The sequence below is a fragment of the Bradyrhizobium sp. 191 genome, assembly GCF_023100985.1.
Lineage (GTDB): Bacteria > Pseudomonadota > Alphaproteobacteria > Rhizobiales > Xanthobacteraceae > Bradyrhizobium > Bradyrhizobium diversitatis.
Map to the genome: position 1 here is coordinate 3,052,098 of NZ_CP064692.1, position 20,685 is coordinate 3,072,782.

Sequence of the window (20,685 nt, forward strand, 5' to 3'; positions counted from 1 at the left end):
CTGTGCCGGGAGCGGATACTTTCTTCGGTAAGCTGCCGGTTGGCCTGTGTATTTTCAGCCGAGCATGTCAGCCGCCAGCAGATGGAAGGCGCGGTCCAGAATGCGATAACATTCTATATCCCTCTCCCAGCCGGAATTGGGCGGTTCGCCCTCGGGACCCTGCCGTTGTTGCCTTCTCCCTTCTCGCCTGCTCCTGCTGTCCGACATTGTCCCAAAGCGCTGCGAAGATGTAGCGCTTTGGCTTCAAAAAGACATCCCTGTTGAGTTCCGAACCCTAATTTAATCAAATGCAAAATGGACTAAATGCGCTTCTGGAGGCTGGACGGGCCGTTCAATGGAAGGCTTGCCTGCGCGTAGAGATTGTCGATCATCAGACGCTCCTAGTCATCGAAGGCGACAAGTGCGACGTCATGACCGGACGTCATCTCCCTTTGCTGGCACCGCTCCTTGATCACGGCCGAACTCTTGGGCAGTTCTTCGATGAGCTGCAGGATACGGTCAGCCCGCCGGAAATTTCATATGTCCTGGATTACCTTAATGAGAAGGGGTTACTTGCCGAAGCAACCTCCACCTCTCGCGACGTAGCGGCATTTTGGCATCAATACGGCGCGCACCCCGAGCGCGCCCAGCACGCTATCTCGACACGTCCAGTGTACGTCACCGGGTCTGATCACAAAGCAGTGGGCGAGATGATTCAAGCCTTGCAAAAATTGGGCATTGCAAACGACGGCAGCGCGGATTTCCAAATTGTCGTTGTTGGTGACTATCTCGACCCCATTATCCCGGAGTTCAATCGCCAGGCTTTGGCGAAAAACAATCCGTGGATGCTGCTTAAGCTGCGCGGCCGGGAGATCTTTGTAGGACCGATCTTCCGTCCTGCCACCAGCGGATGCTGGGCCTGCCTTGCGCAGCGATTGGAATCGAACCGACAGATCGAAGCGTTCCTGGAGAACGCAAATCTGGCGCAGAGCAAAAATAGTGGGGTTGCATTTCACGCCGCTTCACTTGGTTTGGCTGCGGCGATATCGGCGCATGAGATCCTAAAAGCCATTGCGATCGGTCCTTCCCACGATCTCTCTGGAGAACTCCTCGCCATTGAGACAACCACGATGGTAACCCGCAGGCACGCGTTAGTGAAGAGACCGCAATGCAAAGTGTGCGGAACTGGGGCGCTGCCTGCTCGATCGGCAATGGACTATGCGCTTTTCTCCAAAGGCTCCGGAACCGTTTATGCAACCGGGAGTCGGATATTTCCTGCCGAGATCACGTATGACCGCTTGAAAAAGCATGTGAGTCACCTCACAGGGGTTGTTCGTACGCTGGAGCCTGTAGGGGTTCGAAACGGCTTAACGCACAGTTATGCGTCTGGGCATAGCTTCGCGATGATGCAGCATGACTTGCGTTTCGCTCTGTTGAATTTACGTGGCCGAAGCGGCGGAAAGGGAGCCCGGGATATCGACGCGAAAGTCGGCGCGATTTGCGAGGCGATCGAACGATACTCGGGCGTCTACCGTGGCGATGAGCCTTGCATCAGAAGCAGTTTTGAAGGGTTGGCCGAACCAGCAATATTGCCCAACGATTTAATGCTGTTTAGTGCCGCGCAATTTCGTGATCGGGAGCAATGGAATCACGAGCACACGTCGGGATTTCATCGCGTTCCTGTTCCGTTCCGGGAAACCGACTTGATCGACTGGTCGCCCGCATATTCGCTCACGCGTGATCGTTTCGTTCATGTTCCAAGCGCGTACTGCTACTTCGGTCATCCTGACTTGCGAACTCGGTTCTTTTGTAGTTGCGACTCCAACGGCAACGCGGCCGGAAACTCAAAGGAAGAGGCGATCCTTCAGGGGCTGCTTGAACTCGTCGAGCGGGATGCCGTCGCCATGTGGTGGTACAACTATGCTCGAAGGCCCGAGATTGTCTTGTCCTCTCTCCGCGACAGCTATGTCGATCAACTTCACGACCATTACTCTGAAATGGGCCGCGATATTTGGCTTCTTGACATCACGAGCGACTTTCGAATCCCCGTGGTGGCGGCGATTTCTCGCGCGCGCGACCGTGCAGCCCAGGATATTATCATCGGCTTTGGGGCGCATCTCGACGCAAAGGTGGCTGCTTTGCGAGCCATCGCGGAGCTAAATCAGTTTTTACCTTCGGTCGCGAAGAAGGATGCCAAAGGCCAAACGCTTTATTGGTTCCCGGAGCGGGAAGCCATCAAATGGTGGAAGACCGCAACGGTCGAGAAACAGTCGTACCTTAGCCCCAACAGAGCTGTTCCTGCGCGCAGCATCGACGATCTGGGGCACCCTGAGGTGAACAGCCTCGATCAAACACTCGAAATCGTCTTAAAGCGAATTCACGATCGCTTCCTCGAAGTATTGCTCCTCGATCAGTCTCAGCCAGACGTCGAATTGTCCGTCGTGAAAGTGATGGTTCCTGGTATGCGGCACTTTTGGAAGCGTTTCGGGCCCGGTCGGCTGTTTGACGTGCCGGCGGAGTTGAATTGGACAGGTCGCGTGCTCAAAGAGGAAGAACTCAATCCCTATGGCATCTTTTTCTGATGGGGTGATCGCGGATTCCGTGGCGGTCCTGAATCTGGAACTCAGAGGCCCCGCTCCCTCTGGTGAAGCGAACCACGCCGCGCGCAAAGCCGTTGTGGATCAGATCAATTCCGATCCGTCGATCCCCCTCGGTGTGAAAGGAGCGATCGACAAGCTCGCAGGCGTAGAGGCCAACATTGAGTCATTGCGCGCCATCTGTTGGGAGAAAGACGGCATTGCTGGGATGCCTGTCCTGGATATCATCCTTGAACGGCTTTGCACCCGTTCGATGATAGCTGGCACGGAACAGGCATCTGGCGGTTCGCCGCTGGTGACGGTTGAGCCATTTCCCTCCAACTTTCTTGAGACAGATAACTGGGATAAGCTGCTGGATGATGTCGTTGAATATGTGTTGTCAGCGTACGTGATCATCCGTCCAGAGGGCGGACGATGGCGTATTGAGAGCCCGCTTTCCAACACATCGGTCGTCCTACACGACCCAGAGACGTTTCGTCTTGTGATGACGCTTGTTCGGCCTCATTCCGGACGCGAGTTACGTGCGTTGTCTAAAAGATCGTGCAGCCGATTGCTTCTGCCGACGCTCGCCTTCGCGGGGATTTTGCACGACGTTGACAAAGACGATCCGGGCGATGAATCGCTTTGGGACTATCACGACCTGCTGTTCCACAGCCGCAGCCGGCTGGGTAGGCATGGTTATGGTTACGGGGGCACATTCCGAGGTATCGGGTCATATCCGGCGCCGGACGCGGTCATGCCTATCGCCTACGAAAAGAGAGTCTCGCTCCCGCGGCCTAACATCGATCATCTCCGGGAATCCGACCCCCCGTTCGCGCGGGTTCTGGAAGATCGAAGGTCAATCCGTCAGTTTGGTGATGCGCCGCTCAGACTTGAACAGCTTGGCGAGTTTCTGTTCCGGTCCTGCCGGACAAAAGCGGTCTCATCTGAAGCGGGCGAATGGCAAACCGCGCTAAGACCGTCGCCCGGAGGAGGGGCCGTTCATGAACTGGAAGTATATCCGTTGATACGGCAGTGCGAAGGCATATCATCCGGTTTGTATTACTATCATCCGCAAAGGCACGAGCTGTGCCTGGTGCAGGCGCCTAACGCAGCGACAGAGCGGTTACTTCAATCGGCGTGGTACACCTTGGGAAAGGCTGGACACCCTCCCGTGCTATTCCTTATCACGGCCCGCTTCGACCGGGTGTTCTGGAAATACGAATCCATGGGCTATGCCCTCGTGCTCAAGGACGTTGGTGTGCTTTATCAGACCATGTATCTCACCGCTACAGCAATGGGGTTGGCGAGCTGTGCGCTTGGCGGGGGAGACTCGGATCTCTTCGCAGAGGCTTCCGGCCGGCCTTACTATCGGGAGGGTGCCGTCGGAGAGTTTGTGCTCGGTCCACGGTCGACAGGAGTGAAGAATGGATATCTTGCTACTGTATCTCATCAACAAATGAGATGATCGGTTGGGGTGATCTAGGCGCGATTGCAGAACCGCTCGCCTTGGAATATTTGGCATCGAGAGCCATGTAGCTTCGCCATCAGGTGAAGATCCAGGATCTTCGTTTGCACGCCGCGGATCTCTAGAGAGCGCGCTGATGGAATTCGATCCCGATGTTGGTCGGTATCACAGGTTATTCCATGCATGTGCTCCGTGTGCTGGAGTTGTGTCATGAGGTACGGACGTTTTGTCCGCTGGCGACGGTGCTGGCCGGAGGCACCACGCGACCCTGCTCCCTGAGGACCTGAGGGCGTGCAGCCATTTGTCCGTATTTAGGAGCGTCTTGCCGCAGTACAGGTGACCTTGCCCCACGGGCTTAATCCAGCTTGAAGTTAGTTCTGCCCAAGACGAGGACCAGAGCATGAAGCGCAATCGTTGTAAGCGTGGTGCTGAGGCCCTTCAGATTGTTTGTGCGCAGTCTTGTGAGCGCCGCTAGAAGGTAACCGGTATGAGCTCCCACGTCTGCGGTGATCAGCGGGCGCGAGCGTAGCGGATCGGCATCCAGTATTGGCGCATGGCCTCGACGGCCGCTGGAAGATCGGCGTGGGCGTTGCGCAGAAAATCCCTGGTCTCGCGCCCGCTTCGTGGCGGTCCGAGCAGCGGCCGGCCCTGATCGTCGCGACAGACAGTGCAGCAGGATGGGCAGAAGCAGGCCATGATTGACGTTGCTGGCGTCCAGCAACGGCGCCCACGCCGACGGCCTGAGCCGCGTTGCGGCATAGAATCCCTGGCACCAGGGTCGCGGATCGACGTCGCCATTGGCTTTGCGCCGGTGCATCGGCTCGAACTGGCTGGGCGTGGTCGAAAGGATCTGGCTGATCTCGTTGTGGCGCAGCGCGACGGCGGAGATCGCTGCGAACTCCGGAGTGCCGCCGTGGTTGAAAGCATCGGCATCGATGGCGAGCAGGGACAGATCCAGTCGAGCGGGCTCATCGACACTGGTCCGGCCACGATCGCGGCGACGTAACCGTCGAGCATGGGGAGGACATGGCCCACGTCCTTACGGACAGGGGCACCAGTTCACGGGTTGAGCCAACGTGAAGCGCGATGTGAACGCGCGCCGCAGAGTTCGATCAGAATCACGATTTTGAATCAACGGTCGCTGTTACGACCGACACGGGCGGCACTTCGTTTCACGATTTGGGCATCAGCGGCTTGAGGGCGTTGATATACGCGTTCCAGTGCGTTGACGCCGCCGTCAAAGCGCAAGCCTTCCGCGCCAGCGCTTCCGGATTTCTGGAGGCGATCTCGTTTGGCTTCTTGTGCGCGTTCGCGGCCAGCGGACCGTAGATGTTCCACCACAGACGCCCTCCCATCCGCATGGGAGTGAGCCCGTCCTCAGACGCGTTGGCGACCCGCGCATGGACGTACATCGCATAGGTCAGGATATGGGTCGCGAGCTGCCAGGCATAGTCGGATAGCGTGCGGCTCACGATCTCGTCCTTGGTCCAGAGAGCGCGACACGTCAGGCGCGCTGCGACCGCTGCCGACGCACTAGCGCCGACCCAGCTCGAGCAACGGATCGTCTCCTGTTTCATAGGGATCACCTCGTCGTACTCATGTGTCACGGGATTTTCCACATACTTCGCATTGTCTGGATCGATCACCCACTCACCGGGAAGGTCGAGATTGCCGGGATATGACTGGGCGCAAAGGCTCAGCCGCGCGCACAGGCCGTTGGCTTCGCCGCCTGGCGACAGTGCGCCGTGCAGCGCCTCGACCGCTGTTCCCATGTGCAGCCCCAAGTACAAGTTCCGATACCAGAGCTCTCTCATGAACTGCGGCTCTGGATTGGCCCGCGAGGCAAAGTTGATTTGCGCACCCTTGTCCCCGAGGATCTGCACGCCGGCCGTGCAGCCGGTCGACGTCACCCATACCGGCATGCTGGCTCGGGTCTTCTGCTGTTTCGATAGATCAGTCGCCTTGAGATTGGATGACGACGGTTGCGCGTCGTGCAGCCGCCAGAGTCCCGCAATCGTGGCGAGCTTCCTGTCGACGGTATCGCGCGTCGCGCGGGCGCCGGTGCCGGTGAAGGCCTCCACCGTGACGCCAGCATTATCGGTGATGCGTTTGCGTATATCGCCAGCAAGGGTGTCGCCGTTGGCGAGAATGAACGTCTTGGCCCCAAGTTGGTGGGGCCCGAGGGTGATGGTGTCGTAGGGCGTGGCGGCCCACATTTCGTTGTCGAAGTCCTGCAGGGGCTCGAGGATCACGATTTCGGCGTTCTCCCAGGTGCCGGCGGGGCCGGGTGACTGGACCAGATGGTTCCACGTGATGTGCAACGTCGGCCGGTCGCGAAAATCGGGCTCCACATTGGGGTACTTTCCAGTGGTGCTCACCTCGATCGGCCCCAAGTTCATATGGGAGGCGATGGTCCCGCGCGCCGTAAAGATCTGGTCGATCGTCAACCCTCCCTTGTTGATGGCGTGCACCGCATAGAGATGTTTGATTGCCTCGCTCCAGGGCATGCCGAGGATCTCATTGCAGGTCTGCGCTCGCGCCCCACGGGCCGCGCATAGGATCGCGATTGCGGCCAGGGCTGCGATGCCCAGAGCTCTCGCGGAAGAGCTGATCGATGTTCTACCGTGCTTGGTGTGAGCCTGTCTTTTCATGTGACCGTTCCCTCAATTCACCGATCATTGTCGGCATGCACGAAATGCAGACGCGAGCCGGATGAACGCGGCCGCGCTCAGGCGCCGCGCGGCTCGCGACGTTCAAGCCAGGTCGGTTTCGTGGCGGAATAGACCTAGCGAGGCGTGTGCCGCGCCAGACCTCGTTGGCGCCGGCGACACCGGCAACCGGTACAGGTTCTATACGGGATCCGCGACAAACGTCTGCGCAGTCGACGAAACCGATCAACCGAAGGTTGGCCTATGTTTCCTGCCGCAGGGCGATCTGCCGATCGGAGACGTCATGTGGCCCAGAAGATCGCGCTTGCAACGTGCGAGGGCCGCGTGCTCGCAGTACGAGACAGTTCGCGCCCGCTGGGTTCTTGTTCAGCCGCACCCGGCCGCCATTTCGGACTTCCGCGTATCGGCGCAACAATTCCGTGAGCGGCTCAGATGCCGCCCAGCTCACGTTGACCCTCGTGGCGAGAGGCTCAGCTATGAAGCGCGCTGCATACGTTCGACACTCTGAGCTATGTGGTTTCCCGCATCGTCCGCTACCTTGAGGGACATATCGGCGATCCGGCGACTGGTTTCCATTGCGCTGCGGATTGCGTCGCGCACCGAATCGGTCTGCACGGCTGCCAAATCGTGAGGAGTTCGACAGCGCCAGAGTTCGTTCATTCTGTCCATGCTCCTATCGATCTGCTGTCGAACGAACTCAAAGTACTCGCGCGAGGCCCCGTTCATCCCTTTGGCGACGGCACTCGCAGAATACATGATTGCTCCGACGTTTCGGGCCGAGCGTTCCGTCGCTCGTTGCGCTTCAAACAAACCGAACGTGCGACCAAGCTGGTCAGTGGAGCGGCCCATCATGGCGGTCGCCACCTCGACCCCGACACGGCACGAGTTTTGCACCAACTCTAAATTCTGTTGCAGCAAATCGGTGCTGGCTTGGGCGACTTCCTCGCCGGCCTGTCTGGTCTGCTCGGCCGTCTTCTCGCCGGCGCTTTCCTTTTTTTGGGCGGACTTTTCGTCCTGGCGTAGATCGGCCATGTCTGTTGCTCCGTCGTTTGGTTTCGTTGGTGAGGCAGGATCCTGAGGTCTCCGTCACGGATGCGATCCTACGCAAGAAAACGCGGTCCCGTCCGGGGCCGGTGAGTTTCAAGACCGTTCCTGAGTGGACACACTTGCATGGTGTCTTGACATCCTAGACGTCAGAAAAAGCCGAAGGAAGTGACCGAGAGCTTTGTCGAGCCACATAACAAGCTCTCTCATGTGAAACGCCGGACGACAACCTGTCAAAGTTGGTAGTTCGAATGAAGGCGATGGACGGAAGTGCGTTGAAGCGCAGCAATGCAAAATGGCATCGAGTTCAATTCGAGAGTAAGCAGCCTGCATCGATCGGCTTCACGGCAAGGTCGGGTGTACTTTAGCCGTACGAACAAGAATATGTCCATCTCTCCGCCGCAATACGAAGCCTCTATCTCTCAGACGCGCCGCAATCATGTCGAGAGCTATCGCTAAATTTTGGTGATGGCCGGAGCCGGTCAGGAAGCGGCGGTCATGGGCTGACGGTCGTCGGCTTGGCGATGACCTCGATGCCATCGTTGAATGTCACACCCAGAACGAGTTTTGGCAACTGGTTGTGGCCATCGAGACGACGCCAGCTTTTCTGCGCGGCCTCGAGCAGTTTGAAGACCATCGCGAGTGCCGTCTTGTTGGACAGGCAGCCCTTCGATCGGATGGTGCGGTGGCGCACGGTGGCGAAGGTGCTTTCGATGGGGTTGGTGATGAGATTTCTCGGCGCCAACGTTCCGCTGCGGTGTTCTGCGTCGTGGCGTATGGTGCGACCATCGGGACAGAGGCACCGGGAGCACGATGTGCGGGCAGGCCGATGCATACGATGAGCCGAGAGCTCGAGTTAGTAGCTGGCCGCCTCTGCGACTCGCCCGGTTGCGCTGGAAGCGCGGATCCGTAGTTGTCGTGTCACCCGCAGCTCCCGTCATATCAAGCAGGAGGTGCAAATACGACGGGTGATTGGCATCGAAGTATACCGAACTTTCGGGGGGTGGTGTTTTGGGAAGACGGCAAGCTCCGACATGCGGGCCGGGTTGATATGACACGGACTGCGCTCGAGGGATTGGCAAGACTCTGCTGGGCCAGTGATGAGGTGGTGCTCGAAGCGACTGCCAACAGCATGGCGGTGTCGCGGGTTCTGGCCCTGTTTCTGGCGCGGGGGATGATCGCCCATCCCCTGTAGGTGAAGGCAGGGCCCAGCCTCACGTCAGAGCCGACAAGATCGATGCTGGCACGCTCGCCACTCTGCAGGCGGCACCAGGTCGTGCGGCATCGCACGCTGCTCAAGAGCGAGGTGCGCTTGATGAGAGGTCTTCTGGAAGTATTCCTCCGTTGAGGGCCGCCTTGTTTGACGGACGCGAACGCTGCAGGTCCTGGGGTAATTGTAGCGCTATGACGATTTCGAGGGCGGAGGTGATCACATCGGTCGAGCGGCGGCGCCGGTGGTCGCAGGATGAGAAGGAACAGCTTGTTGCAGCATCGCTCGAGCCCGGAGCCAGTGTTTCCGAGGTGGCTCGCATGGCTGGCCTTCATGTAAGCCAGCTGTTCAGGTGGCGCAAAGAGCTTTGCAAGCACGGTGAAGCGAGTATAGCGCCGTTCGTGCCGGTCGAGATTGGGCCGTCTGTGCCGGCGCGGGAGGTGGCCGAAGCGCCACTGACGACGACAGCGGCGCGTCGACGGAAGAGCCTGGGCATTATCGAGATAGATCTTGGTAGCGGGCACCGCATCCGGGTCGATGGCGACGTTGATGGAGACGCACTACGTCGCGTTCTCGATGCTTTGGTACGCCGATGATCCCGGTTCCGACGGGCGCACGAGTGTGGCTTGCGACAGGCTACACGGACATGCGCCGAGGCTTTCCGTCGCTGGCACTCCAGGTCCAGGAGGTGCTGCGCAAGGACCCGCTCAGCGGTCATCTGTTTGTCTTCCGCGGTCGCCGAAGCGATCTTGTGAAGGTGATCTGGCACGATGGCCAGGGAGCATGCCTGTTCACCAAAAGACTGGAGAGAGGGCGGTTCATCTGGCCTTCGGTTGCGGGCGATGCAGTGACGATCTCGCCGGCGCAGATGAGTTACCTGTTGTCCGGAATCGATTGGCGCAACCCGCAAGAAACCCAGCGTCCGACGCGGGTCGGATAGCCGTTTTGGGTTTGAATCTGCTGCTTGATCTGATTCAATAGCTTCATGATATCGAAGCCGGACGACCTTCCATCGGATCTTGTCAGTGCCCTGGCAGCGCTGCAGGCCGAGCGTGAGGCCCGGCTGCGAGCCGAGGCGATGGCTGCCAGCGCGCAAGCGGAGCTGTCGGACAACGCGGCGCTGATCGCGCATCTCGAGTTGCGGATCGAGAAGCTCAAACGCGAACTGTACGGGCAGCGCTCCGAGCGCACGGCGCGGCTGATCGAGCAGTTGGAATTGGAGCTCGAAGAACTCGTCACCACGGCGAGCGAGGATGAGCTTGCCGCGCAGGCCGCAGCGGCGAAGACGCAGAACGTCCGCCCCTTCATGCGCAAGCGGCCGGTGCGCAAGCCATGGCCGGATGACATCGAACACGAGCGCGTCGTTATCGAGGCTCCGACGACCTGTGCCTGCTGCGGTGGATCGCGGCTGGCGAAGATCGGCGAGGATGTGACCAAGACGCTGGAGGAGATCCCGCGTCGCTTCAAGGTCGTCGAGACGGTGCGGGAAAAGTTCACCTGCCGCGATTGCGAGAAGATCAGCCAGCCGCCCGCGCCGTTCCATGCCACACCGCGCGGCTTCATCGGCCCACAATTGCTGGCGACGATCCTGTTCGACAAGTTTGGCATGCACATCCCGCTCAATCGCCAGAGTGCGCGCTTTAAGGCCGAGGGGATCGACCTGCCGTTGTCGACACTGGCCGACCAGGTCGGCCACGGGACCTTCGCCGTCATGCCGCTCTTCCACTTGATCGAACGCCATGTGCTTGCTGCCGAGCGCCTGCATGGCGACGACACCACCATCCGCATCCTGGCGAAGGGCAAGTGCAAGACCGGTCGGATCTGGACATATGTGCGGGATGACCGGCCCTTCGCCGGACCTGCGCCGCCGGCGGCGGTCTATTACGCCTCGAGCGACCGTCGAGGCGAGCATCCACAGAAGCATCTGGCCGCCTTCGCCGGTATCCTGCAAGCCGATTGCTACAACGGCTTCGAGCCGCTGTTCGATCCGCAGAAGAAGGTGCTGCCGATTACGCCGGCGTTTTGCTTCGCCCATGCGCGGCGGGGCTTCTTCGAGCTGGCCGACATCGAGAAGAACGCCCGGGAAGGCCCCAGGGGCAAACCGGTCTCTCCGATCGCGTTGGAGGCGGTCAGACGCCTCGATGCGTTGTTCGAGATCGAGCGCGCCATCAACGGCCGCGGCGCCGACGAGCGGCGCGCCGTACGCCAGGAGAGAAGCAAGCCGCTGCTCGACGACATGCACACCTGGCTGCTGCGCGAGCGAGAAACCCTCTCACGCTCCTCCGAGGTCCTGAAGCCCATGAATTACATGCTCAGGCGCTGGGGCGACTTTGCCCGCTTCCTCGACGATGGCAGGATCTGCCTTCAGCAACAACGCCGCCGAAAGAGCGTTGCGCGGCATCGCCTTGGGAAGGCGCAATTGGACCTTCGCCGGCAGCCTGCGCGGCGCCGAACGCGCCGCCATCATGCTGACGATGATCACGACCTGTCGCCTCAACGACGTCGATCCCAAGGCCTGGCTCGCCGATATCGTCGCCCATATCGCCGATCTTCCCGCATCGCGTCTGCACGAACTGCTGCCCTGGGAATGGAAGCTCCCGCGCCAAGCCGACGAACCCAACGATCAGCAAGCTGCCTAACCTCCACGCAGCGCCATCATAGCCGACCCGGCCCCCGCGCGCATGTGTCAATCGGGCGGCCTTCGTCGCATGCGTACTTCTGGAAGACAGTTATGGAATATGTAGACTATATCCCATTGTAGCGCCGACAGCATTACACTTCGCATAACATAGATTGTGGAATATATTCCTATTCACGAAAACCGAAACTCGCTGGTTGGCCCCTAGCCGAGGTTTGTTACGACGCACTCGCTTGTCTTCGCCGGGCAGCGTCGCGTTGGCGCCGCCTTCGTTCCCGTTTGCCTCGAACTGGCGCTATCGAAGGCATCGGTGGCAGCGTCGTGGCCGGCGTCGACTCCTCGACCGCGCGGATGGGAGGCAGCTCCGTTGCTTGGGCGGGTGTGGGCCGCGCCTCCATGATCTCGAGAACCGAGCGTCCCTTGTCGGTGATACGCCAGCCGCCGTTCATCCGCTCGACGAGACCTTGGGAGAAGATATCCAGGTCGGGCAAACGGGCCGCCAATCGCTTCGTGCGTTCGGCCCAGTCCCGTCCGCTGGTCGCTAGGATCGCCATATCGCGCTTCAGGTCCGCCATGGCGGCGAACCCGTCTGGATAGCTAACCAGCACCTTGAGAACCGTCACCTGGAAGTTCACTGCCCCACCCGTACCCGGCTTCCGCGAACTTACTTCCTCGACATCTTAGGAGCATTCGTGAACCTCTGTCGACTCACGACATTCATCCGCTGGCTTTGGTTGGAGGTATGTGGTGAAACCGTCCTTGTTGGGCATGATGCCGGTTAAACACTTCCGCCCCCGGCAGCGGTCATGATCGGCGTCGGGGATTTACGGATGATTCCCTCGACCAATGAACGGCCAGTTGGTTCTCGCGCAGGCAGAGCCGGTACGGCATGTCGATGATGCGGATTCCGTGGAAAGCCCGTCGGTCAAGCCGCTGATTGACAACCGGATGTGGACATCGAAGAGCGGCGGCATCGCAATCGCGCGCGGATGATGTTGAATCCGGCTAGCTTACGTGCCGCGTGAGCACTGACTGGCCGGGCACTGTCTGAGGTCCGTTTATCACCCAGGATCGTTGCCCAAGTCGTAACAGTGCGGGGCCTTACCGGCACAATGCGGTCCCGTGTAATTGGCGACTTGCCGAGGCCGCGCTCGCCAATAACGACAACCGACCGACCTTGATGCCGCCCCCTAAATTCCTGTCTGAGATTAAGCCCAGGCATTCACTGTCCCCGTCAGCCCGTTAGTATGGCCCCCGCTGCGAGTAGCCAGCGGTTCCAGAAGGACGATTTGTTGATCTTGTGGAGCGCGTGAGTTCGGATCGATATCCAATCCCAGTCGCTTGAGTGTGTAGTAAAGAAGGGCCTTGCGTACCTTCACCCGCACCTTTCCGTCGCGCATGCCGTAATCCAGCGCGATGACCTTCTTCTGAGCGTCGGAAAGGCCCGGATGCGGACCAATTTCAAGCGTGACCTCATCTTGCCAATCAATGTCGGCGCTAGCCTCGATTTCGCCGGGCTTCGTCGCTCTAGTCTCCAATATGCGAGACAGTAAAACGTCTTTGAATGTCCGATCAGCACCGCAGAACGCCCGCGCGTGCCAACGAAATCCGTCAAAGCCGAGCGCGTGCGGCGTGATCCAGCGCCATCTCGGCTCGGAGGTGGACAGAGATTGATAGCGTATCTCCACGGCTTCGCACTGGCGGATGGCAGACAGCACCGACCGAAGCACCTCTGCCCTAATCCCCCGCGCTGGACTGGGTGTCACTCCAAACGATGGGAAGTGACCAATCCATGCATGGGCGCGGTCAACGATGCCGTCGGCGACCGAGCGAAGCTGACTTAGATACCGGTCAGGATCGGGCTTGAGGAAACAGGGCGTGAAGTTTTCGCTGGCGACATAGCGCTTGGCGCTCTTGTCATAGATTGCGTTACGGGGCGCGCGCTCCTGATAAAGGGTTAGATCCTTCGAGGCCTGCGGCACCGACACATCGAACATGTCGATGATGTCGGCGCGATTGACGCCGCCTTCCCAGAACAGCCGGAATTCGATGAATTCGAGCCGTCGCTCCACTCCCCACTTCAGTCCCGCGCCGGCCTGCGCCATCAAGCTCGCCTCCAAGACGATGCAGATAGAAACTATCTGGACATATCATTACGACCCATACATTTTCTATTCGTGAGGGGCGTTTGGGTCAAGCGCGTAAAGCGGCGGCGGCGCCAGGGGCACGGGCTCCTTCTAAGAAAGTTGGCGATTTGCGCGCACGGGGCTGGGGACCGATGGAAGTATCAGGAAGGCGGACCATTATCGCCCACGGGCGGCTGGCGATGAGAGAGCTTCGACTCGCCGCCGCACGCGAGCGCCATCACGGCCTCCAGATCATGACCTTCGAACAAGTCGCCGCACGCCTCGCGGGCGGTCTGGCGCGTCCGGTCGATGACGAGACCCTGCGTTCCACCGTTCAGGCGATTCTGCCGAGCATCGTGCTGGGCGAGCTTGATAGCCTGAAATCGCTGCCAGGCATGGTCGGGGCCGCCACCGACACCCTTCGTAAGGCGTGGCGCGCTGGCGTCGATTTGCAGGCGCGGGCCTCGTCGCCCATGTCGCGATCAATGATATGCAGCGTGAGATCGGATGCGGCCCCCCGCGCGAGCCAATAGCGCGGGGTCAATGCATGGAGGTGATCATTCGCCAATTGCACCATGTGGTCGAGCGTGATGCCCTGCACCAAGCGACGGAAACGATCACCGCTGGCCGAGCCGACAGCATCGTCGACAGCCTGCCAGATTGCGAGCTCCGCTTTCGCAGTGTCGACTTCCGCAGATAGGCTCGCCGCGGCGCGGCGGGCCTCGTCGTCTCGCGCGAGCGCAGCGGCAAGTACGCCGGTCCGTTGTTGCAAGTCTCCGATTTCAGTTGCCAACGCCGCGATGAATGCGGTCAACGCCTCGGCATCAGTAGTCGCGTCGAACCCTTCCAACGCCCGGTGCAAGTCATTCTGGCGCGTAAGCACTGCGATGCCGGCATCGTTCACGCCTCGGTCGATCTCCTGAATTCGGAGCCGCAACGCTCTGCCGAATGATGGGTCGATTGCGATCAGCGCGGCAACCTGATCCGACGAGCGAGTAATATTCAGGCAGGCCGCGTTGAATGCTTCTTCGGCTAGAGCGTTACGGCCGTTGGCGATCTCCAATCCAGTAGCGGCTTCGTCGCAACGAGCCCCGGCCGCCTGGAACGCTGCATCGGTGGCAGATCTCGTCTCGCGCGCGCGAGCGAGCGCCTCACGAGTGATCCGGCAAGCCTCATTGATCCTAGCCCGGTGGCTCGCTGTCGCCTCGCCATCGAGGAGTTCAGCTCTGGCACGCGTCTTCTCTCCCTCGGCCATGCGACGTTGATCGAGAAGAAGTGCGGTTGCCGTCACCTGTGCCCGCGCGTGCTCAAGCGAGGCGCCCGCCGCTGCACGCTCGGGCGCCAGATGCTGGAGCGTCATTTCAAGTTGGCCAACCTGTTCGCGCAGGCGGGCGTACTCCGCCGCGACTGTTGATAACGTAACGCCAACAGCGGCGGCATCGACATCGAGATCATCGACTGCCAGACCCGCGGCAGCAAGAAACGGCGTGATTTCGCGGCGAATTGAAATGAGGCGCTCAGCAAGGCCCGCCGTCTGGACCGTATACTCAGTTGTCTTCAATTCCGCAGCGTGGAACTCAGAACGTCTTTGGTCGATGGACTGCGTAATCGTCTCGATCGCCTCACCGAGCGCGTCATGCTCCCGCTGCAAACTGTCGATCTCTGTCCGAAGACGCCGGGCGTCTGCGATCGGAGACGCAACGGCCAGCCGTTCTGCGATCGCAACTGAGATGAGGGCAGCCAGTTTCGACACAGTCTGGTCATCGAGAACGGGAGGTGCACCCCCCTCGATCTGAGCCTTCGTGCAGAGATCGTTCAGCGATGACCACTGTTCGCCATAAGCGCTGTTGGCAGCCAGAACTTGTCCGCGCGCCATATCGATTCCGCGATTGGTCTCCGCCTGGCGCGCCTCTCCGGCGGAGAGCGCGCGCGTGGCCGCGTCTAAACGGTGGCCAGTTGCAGCCAGCGCCGTATCAAGCTCTTCCCGCCGGCGGCGAAGCCTGGCAGCCATTTCGTTTAGTGCGTTGGGGTGTGCAAGGTGCGGATGATTGGTGCTGCCGCACACCGGACAGGCCAAATTTGGGGCCAGCAGGCTGCGCAGATGGATGGCCACAGATGAGACCGCCTCATCGGCGAGCTCTGCGATTGGAACAACTTCCGCACGCGCAGTCCGATCACGGAGCTGGTCCGCTTCGGCCTCAACGATTTGGCTTTTCGCCGCGCTCACCTCCTGGGTCGCTAGCGTGTGTTCGGTCAGCCGGCGCGTTAGATCTGCCGACGCCCGATTGTGCTGTTCGCAGACGGCACTTGCCTCACGCAGAGTCTCAAGCGCGCGTTGCAGACTGATGTCCCGTTCGTCCAACGCCGCCTCGTCGATGCCCGCAAGACGGCCTCTACGATCACCGATTTCACGACTTAGGCCATCCTTTCGCTCGCGATCCTCGGTGAGCCTTTCCGACAGCACGGAAATTTCACTTTGCAATCGCGTAGCTGTTTCTTCCGCTCCAACGACCGCCAACGTGGCTGCGGCGTGCTCCTGTTTGAGCGCTCCCCGCTTCGCCAACAAGTCCATCGCATCGCTAAGACGATCAACGAGCAGAAGGCGATCTGATTGACTGTCTAGCTGCGCAACCGTCGTACGGTGTAACTCTGATGTCTGATTGAGAGTCAGATCAATCCTGGCCAGCGCATCGGCCTTATCGCGCAGTGTCGCTTCCGCTTGCTGCGATATTTCTATCGCATCATTAAACTCGATCCGGGCTGTCGCCAGCTCGGTGTCAAGCCTTTCGGCTTCGCTCCAAAGGGGGCTGAAGTTCTTGAGGACGCCTTCTGCCGCTACATTGGCAGTTACTGTGTCCGCCAGTTGCATTGTAGACGTCGCGTCCAGTGTCCGCGCTTCCTCGCGTGCAACAAGCAAACCGTCGAGACGGGTCTTGGCCTCTGCTGCCGTCCGCCGTGCGTTTTGCAAATCACCCGCTAGCGGACGAAGCGGCTCGACGAGATCGAACTCGGCAAGGGATTGATACTCATCAGCGGCTGCGTCGCGTGTCGCACGCGCTGCGACCGCCTGAGCCTCGGCCCGTGCGAGATCGCTGCGAGCTGCTGCGACGCGCTTGAAATGATCCAACCGCTCGCCGTGTTGATCGCGCTCCGCGCCTTTTTGGGCGACGGTTAAGGCAAGTTGACTTTGCTCGCCCAGCAGCGCCTGCATGGCTTCGTCATCAAGAAGCCCGATGTCGTTTCGGCGCTGCTCCAGTTGCTCGACAATTCTTCGTCGTGCCTCCGTGCCATCATGAACGCGGATCGAGATCGCTGCGTAGATTTCAGTACCTGTGATCTTCTCCAGCAATTCCGCGCGCTCGCTCTCGGCGGCGAGCAGGAAGGCGTCGAACTCGCCCTGAGCGAGGAGCACCGTTCGCCGGAACTGATCGAATGTGAGGTCGGTTCTCGTCTCCACCGCCTCACGGACCTGAGTCTTGCCAGTCGCCACCGCGCTGCCGTCGTCAAGTCGATACAGCGAGCGTTGCTCATTCTGAAGCCGTCCATTTGCTCGGCCCCGCGCCCGATTGGCCTCCCAACGGACGCGGTAGCGTTCGCCATCCTGCCCGACGAAGTCTACCTCGGCATATCCGCTGCCGGCGCCTCGGCGCAGGATCGCCCGGCCATCATGAATTGAAATCGCCTCCCCGCTGGGATCGGGCGCATTCTCCCGCCGACCGACTGAGACGCGCGGATATTCGCCATAGAGCGCAAGGCAGAGCGCGTCGAGGATGGTCGATTTCCCGGCGCCGGTCTCGCCAGTGATGGCAAAGAGGCCGGAACCGGCAAGAGGCTCTGCGCCAAGATCGATCTCGAAGGGAGCACCAAGACTTGCCAGATTCTCGCCGCGGATGGCCAAGATCCGCATGGCTATGCCTCCGCCCGTGCCCGGTGGAAGACATCTAGATGCGCGGCACCCGGGGCCACGCCGAAGGCGCGTTCGAATGCAAGCTTGAACAGATCCTCGGGATCTCCTTCCGCTAGCCGGATCATAGGATCGGCGAGAGTCACGTCATTTAACGCCCCGGGGATTGCCGCGACACGGGTATCGACGATGCGCACCGGAAAGCTCTCGGCGATGCGGTCGACCTCCTCTCTGAACCCAGGCGATAGCCCTTCGCGGGCAAGCCTAACCTGGACGAATGGCCGTTCATGAACCGGCAGGTCCGATGAGAGGTCCATTGCTGTCAGATGATCGCCAAACTCGCTCAACCGCATGTCGCCCGCTTCAGGAAGGCGGACGAAGGGGACTGGCCGGTCAATCGAGATATGTTCGGATAGAACCGTTGTGCCGTCGAGGCTCACAAGAGTGACCCCATGTGTGTAAGGCAACTCCGTCGCCGACAAAGGGATCAGTGAACCAGAATAGCGGACGGTATCACGACCGATAGCCTGAGCCTTATGCAAGTGGCCAAGCGCCACGTAGCTTGCTTCCGCCGGGAACACGTCGTGCGGCACGGCATGCTGGCCACCGACCAGAATTCTTCGCTCCGCGCCTTCCGACTCGATGCCGCCCGCGACGTGGAGGTGTCCCGTTAGAACGAACGGTAGACCATCTATCGGTCCCCGTAACGTATCGACCAATTCGGCATAGAGGCTCCGCACGCCGGCGATGACGGGCGAGCCTGCTTCATCATCCAGCCGCGTCAAGTTCGGAAGGCAGGCTGCGGTTGGGTAGGAGACTGCAAGCACATGAGCAGCCACCGAACCGCTTGTGTCAGCGATAGGAACGAGATGACGTGCGGCCTCGACCCGCCCTTCACGCCGCCGCACATTGCCCACGACGCGGATGTTGAATGCCTCCAACAGAGGCCGCGGCGCTTCCAACCGACCAGCTGCATCATGGTTGCCGGCAGCGATCACCATAGCCATGCGCGGATACGCGCGGCTCAGGCGCACGAGCGTATTATAGAAGAGCTGCTGCGCTTCCCCGGAGGGATTTTGGCTGTCAAACACGTCGCCGGCGATGACGAGAGCATCGACATCCCGCTCTACGACGATCTCTTCGAGCCGCTCAAACACTTTGCGGTGCTCATGCTCTCGAGAGAACCCGCGTAAAGTTTGACCGATATGCCAATCAGCCGTGTGCAGAATACGGATCATTCTTCCTCCAGCAGTCGCGCCGGAGCAGCACCCGACCATGCTTTCGAAACTGCATCCCAATCGACGCTCCGCTCTTGGGCCAGCGTCCAAACGTTCCAGAAATCTGGATCTGCCGACTGTGGCCACTGCGCATCAGGCAATTCGTCCACCTCCACGCGATAAAAGTGCTTCTTATCCATACGTCCCCCAACCGCGATCACGGCTCTTCTTCGTCAATCGCGCCATGCGGAACGGAGGAATTCTATCGTCCCGCTACGCCTCATCGATTGCTGCTCCCGGCGACCACGGCCCGCTCGGCGGCCAAATTCGTTCTTCCTCCAAGCCGACGACCAGCGGCATCAAGAAGAGGCGAAGATCGGCGACGGCAATGGCGAAAACGTCTGGTGCTGCTGCCATACGGTCGCGGCCTAGGAAGGCGCGCCACTGAGCGGCCGATGCTTCTGCAAATTCATCGGTCAGACCCACCGGCACAACGGATGGGAGGACCGTTCCGCGTCTTTCGAAGGTCCGCTGAATTGCCTCGACAAGGGCAGCCCGGCGAAGCTCGAATGTTCGGGAGATCACCCAAAGATCATAGAAATCCTTGAGCCGGCTATTGGCCACGCCGAGCGTTACAAGCGCTTCGAATTTCTCGGCCACCACCGTTTCGACCGGATATGCGCGAAGGTGCGGCGTTGGGGCGTCCAGCAGGGTGGGATAGTCGATCTCGACCGCCGCGGGTGTAATGGCATCGCCGAAACCAATGTCGACCTGGATCGGAATACGCGCGCCGGCGATGGTTGCCGTTGTGCGGACCCGCACGCCACCATATTCCACCTCCTCACGGATCGGGGCCGCCATCAGCGCGGCGACATCGAACGCCACCCCGTCGTCGGCGACGGGTTGCGCACAAATGGCCCGGAAGGTTTCGGCAATGGCCTCGGCGTCGCTGTCGCCATTGCCAAGCAGGTCCAGATCGCGCGTAGGCCGAAACGGATCGGCGACCCAGGTCACGAAGAGCATCGCACCTTTGAGGATGAAGCGGTCGCGGTGTGGTGACACGCTCAGCCGATAGAGCAGACGCTCAAGCGCATAGCGCGTCAGCAGAATCTGGAAATCCGACCGTTCGGCACGTGCCCGATCGAGGAGTCGCGCTCGCACTGATGCGCCGATGTTGCGCGGCTCACGCGCCATCGGACACCATTGCTTCGACGTAAGGGCGCATGACCGACCAGACCCGCGCCTTGCGCGCGTAACGCCAGAGCTGATCCGGCTTGCATCGGCGACGGCGGAGACCCTCGCGCAGCCCCTCCATCGCGACGTCGAGGCCAATCTTGGTCCGGTAGCGAAAACAATCGACAATTGTCTTCGCCGGATTCGTGATGGGAACGTCAACATTCTCGATGCGGTGACGCTCAACTCCTTCGGTCAGAGCCGATCCAGTGAAGCGCACGAATCGAATAGCGGGATAATCGATCTTGGGCCGCCAGGCGACACGGTCGATCGCCATCCATACAGCCGATGGCATCTGCAACGTCAGTTCGTGGTATTGGAGGGCTGAGGTCAGGCAGACTACACCCTTTGGAACCAGAACCGCCGCCTCAGCCAGTGTATGAGCAGCCTCGACGTGGGCGTCCGGGAGTTGGTAGAGGCCACGTGCCGGGCGGACGACTACCTCCTCCCTGACAAGACGGGCCAGTGTCTCCGGGCCAATGCCTTCGGCGACGAAGTCCTTCAGCCGGAGCATTCCCCGGGTCTTCAGGAGATCGAGCGCACGAAGCCGCTGGCCGCTGGTGGATGGCATGGACGGTGACGTTTCCTCTGACCAAGAAATATATAGCAGAGGTTTTATCA

Annotated in this window: 17 protein-coding genes and 1 pseudogene; 7 read left to right on the forward strand and 11 right to left on the reverse strand. The window is 60.3% G+C overall.

Features of this window, described 5'->3' with window-relative positions; all coding sequences use genetic code 11:
- Positions 1-287: 287 nt before the first annotated feature.
- Together IVB23_RS14025 and IVB23_RS14030 are read left to right on the forward strand one after the other, a co-directional pair.
- Entirely contained in the window at positions 288-2,561 is a 2,274-nt protein-coding gene (locus IVB23_RS14025; protein WP_346659140.1) for a TOMM precursor leader peptide-binding protein, read from the forward strand.
- A complete protein-coding gene (locus IVB23_RS14030; protein WP_247803928.1) occupies positions 2,545-4,023 on the forward strand; it encodes a SagB family peptide dehydrogenase in 1,479 nt (492 codons plus the stop codon). Before IVB23_RS14025 ends, IVB23_RS14030 begins: the two co-directional genes overlap by 17 nt.
- Positions 4,024-4,378: 355 nt before the next feature.
- On the opposite strand, the gene IVB23_RS14035 is transcribed toward IVB23_RS14030, so the two are convergent.
- The 4 genes and pseudogenes from IVB23_RS14035 to IVB23_RS14050 form a co-directional block, all read right to left on the reverse strand.
- Positions 4,379-4,981 (reverse strand): UPF0149 family protein, encoded by a 603-nt coding sequence (locus tag IVB23_RS14035; protein ID WP_346659154.1) that lies wholly within the window; start codon positions 4,979-4,981, stop codon positions 4,379-4,381.
- Between the two features lie 214 nt (positions 4,982-5,195).
- Positions 5,196-6,674 carry a hypothetical protein gene (locus IVB23_RS14040; protein WP_247803929.1) on the reverse strand — a complete coding sequence of 493 codons (1,479 nt, stop codon included), beginning with the start codon at positions 6,672-6,674 and terminating at the stop codon, positions 5,196-5,198.
- A gap of 492 nt (positions 6,675-7,166) precedes the next feature.
- Positions 7,167-7,724 (reverse strand): phasin family protein, encoded by a 558-nt coding sequence (locus IVB23_RS14045; RefSeq protein ID WP_247803930.1) that lies wholly within the window; start codon positions 7,722-7,724, stop codon positions 7,167-7,169.
- Between the two features lie 494 nt (positions 7,725-8,218).
- Positions 8,219-8,460: pseudogene (locus IVB23_RS14050) on the reverse strand (IS256 family transposase); the annotation flags it as partial.
- A gap of 327 nt (positions 8,461-8,787) precedes the next feature.
- On the opposite strand from IVB23_RS14050, the gene IVB23_RS14055 reads away from it, so the two are divergent.
- From IVB23_RS14055 to IVB23_RS14070, 4 genes are all read left to right on the forward strand, one after another.
- Positions 8,788-8,931: a hypothetical protein gene (locus IVB23_RS14055; RefSeq protein WP_247803931.1), complete on the forward strand. Its 144-nt coding sequence runs from the start codon at positions 8,788-8,790 to the stop codon at positions 8,929-8,931.
- Between the two features lie 230 nt (positions 8,932-9,161).
- Positions 9,162-9,542 (forward strand): transposase, encoded by a 381-nt coding sequence (locus IVB23_RS14060; protein WP_247803932.1) that lies wholly within the window; start codon positions 9,162-9,164, stop codon positions 9,540-9,542.
- On the forward strand, positions 9,539-9,886 hold the full coding sequence (gene tnpB, locus IVB23_RS14065; protein WP_247356782.1) for an IS66 family insertion sequence element accessory protein TnpB: 348 nt from the start codon (positions 9,539-9,541) through the stop codon (positions 9,884-9,886). Before IVB23_RS14060 ends, tnpB begins: the two co-directional genes overlap by 4 nt.
- Before the next feature lie 45 nt (positions 9,887-9,931).
- Positions 9,932-11,585 (forward strand): IS66 family transposase gene (locus tag IVB23_RS14070; protein ID WP_247803933.1). Its coding sequence is split into 2 segments (ribosomal slippage): positions 9,932-11,311 and positions 11,313-11,585, totalling 1,653 coding nucleotides; the frame shifts between segments, so codons are not numbered across the junction.
- A 217-nt stretch (positions 11,586-11,802) separates the two neighbouring features.
- Here the strand turns inward: IVB23_RS14070 and IVB23_RS14075 are convergent.
- Positions 11,803-12,219, reverse strand: a complete 417-nt coding sequence (locus IVB23_RS14075) for a hypothetical protein (protein WP_247803934.1) — start codon at positions 12,217-12,219, stop codon at positions 11,803-11,805.
- A 211-nt stretch (positions 12,220-12,430) separates the two neighbouring features.
- Between IVB23_RS14075 and IVB23_RS14080 the strand changes: the two genes are divergently transcribed.
- Positions 12,431-12,577 (forward strand): hypothetical protein, encoded by a 147-nt coding sequence (locus IVB23_RS14080; RefSeq protein WP_247803935.1) that lies wholly within the window; start codon positions 12,431-12,433, stop codon positions 12,575-12,577.
- Positions 12,578-12,792: 215 nt separating this feature from the next.
- On the opposite strand, the gene IVB23_RS14085 is transcribed toward IVB23_RS14080, so the two are convergent.
- The 6 genes from IVB23_RS14085 to IVB23_RS14110 form a co-directional block, all read right to left on the reverse strand.
- Entirely contained in the window at positions 12,793-13,689 is an 897-nt protein-coding gene (locus IVB23_RS14085; RefSeq protein WP_247804863.1) for a WYL domain-containing protein, read from the reverse strand.
- Between the two features lie 355 nt (positions 13,690-14,044).
- Complete coding sequence (locus IVB23_RS14090) at positions 14,045-17,617, reverse strand: AAA family ATPase (RefSeq protein WP_247803936.1); 3,573 nt, start codon at positions 17,615-17,617, stop codon at positions 14,045-14,047.
- Between the two features lie 2 nt (positions 17,618-17,619).
- Positions 17,620-18,852, reverse strand: coding sequence for an exonuclease SbcCD subunit D (locus IVB23_RS14095; RefSeq protein WP_247803937.1), 1,233 nt, complete (start codon positions 18,850-18,852; stop codon positions 17,620-17,622).
- Positions 18,849-19,031, reverse strand: coding sequence for a hypothetical protein (locus IVB23_RS14100; protein WP_247320958.1), 183 nt, complete (start codon positions 19,029-19,031; stop codon positions 18,849-18,851). The genes IVB23_RS14095 and IVB23_RS14100 overlap by 4 nt, the downstream gene beginning before the upstream one ends.
- A gap of 73 nt (positions 19,032-19,104) precedes the next feature.
- Positions 19,105-20,025 (reverse strand): nucleotidyl transferase AbiEii/AbiGii toxin family protein, encoded by a 921-nt coding sequence (locus IVB23_RS14105; protein ID WP_247320960.1) that lies wholly within the window; start codon positions 20,023-20,025, stop codon positions 19,105-19,107.
- Entirely contained in the window at positions 20,015-20,635 is a 621-nt protein-coding gene (locus IVB23_RS14110; protein ID WP_247320962.1) for a type IV toxin-antitoxin system AbiEi family antitoxin domain-containing protein, read from the reverse strand. The genes IVB23_RS14105 and IVB23_RS14110 overlap by 11 nt, the downstream gene beginning before the upstream one ends.
- Positions 20,636-20,685: the final 50 nt, after the last annotated feature.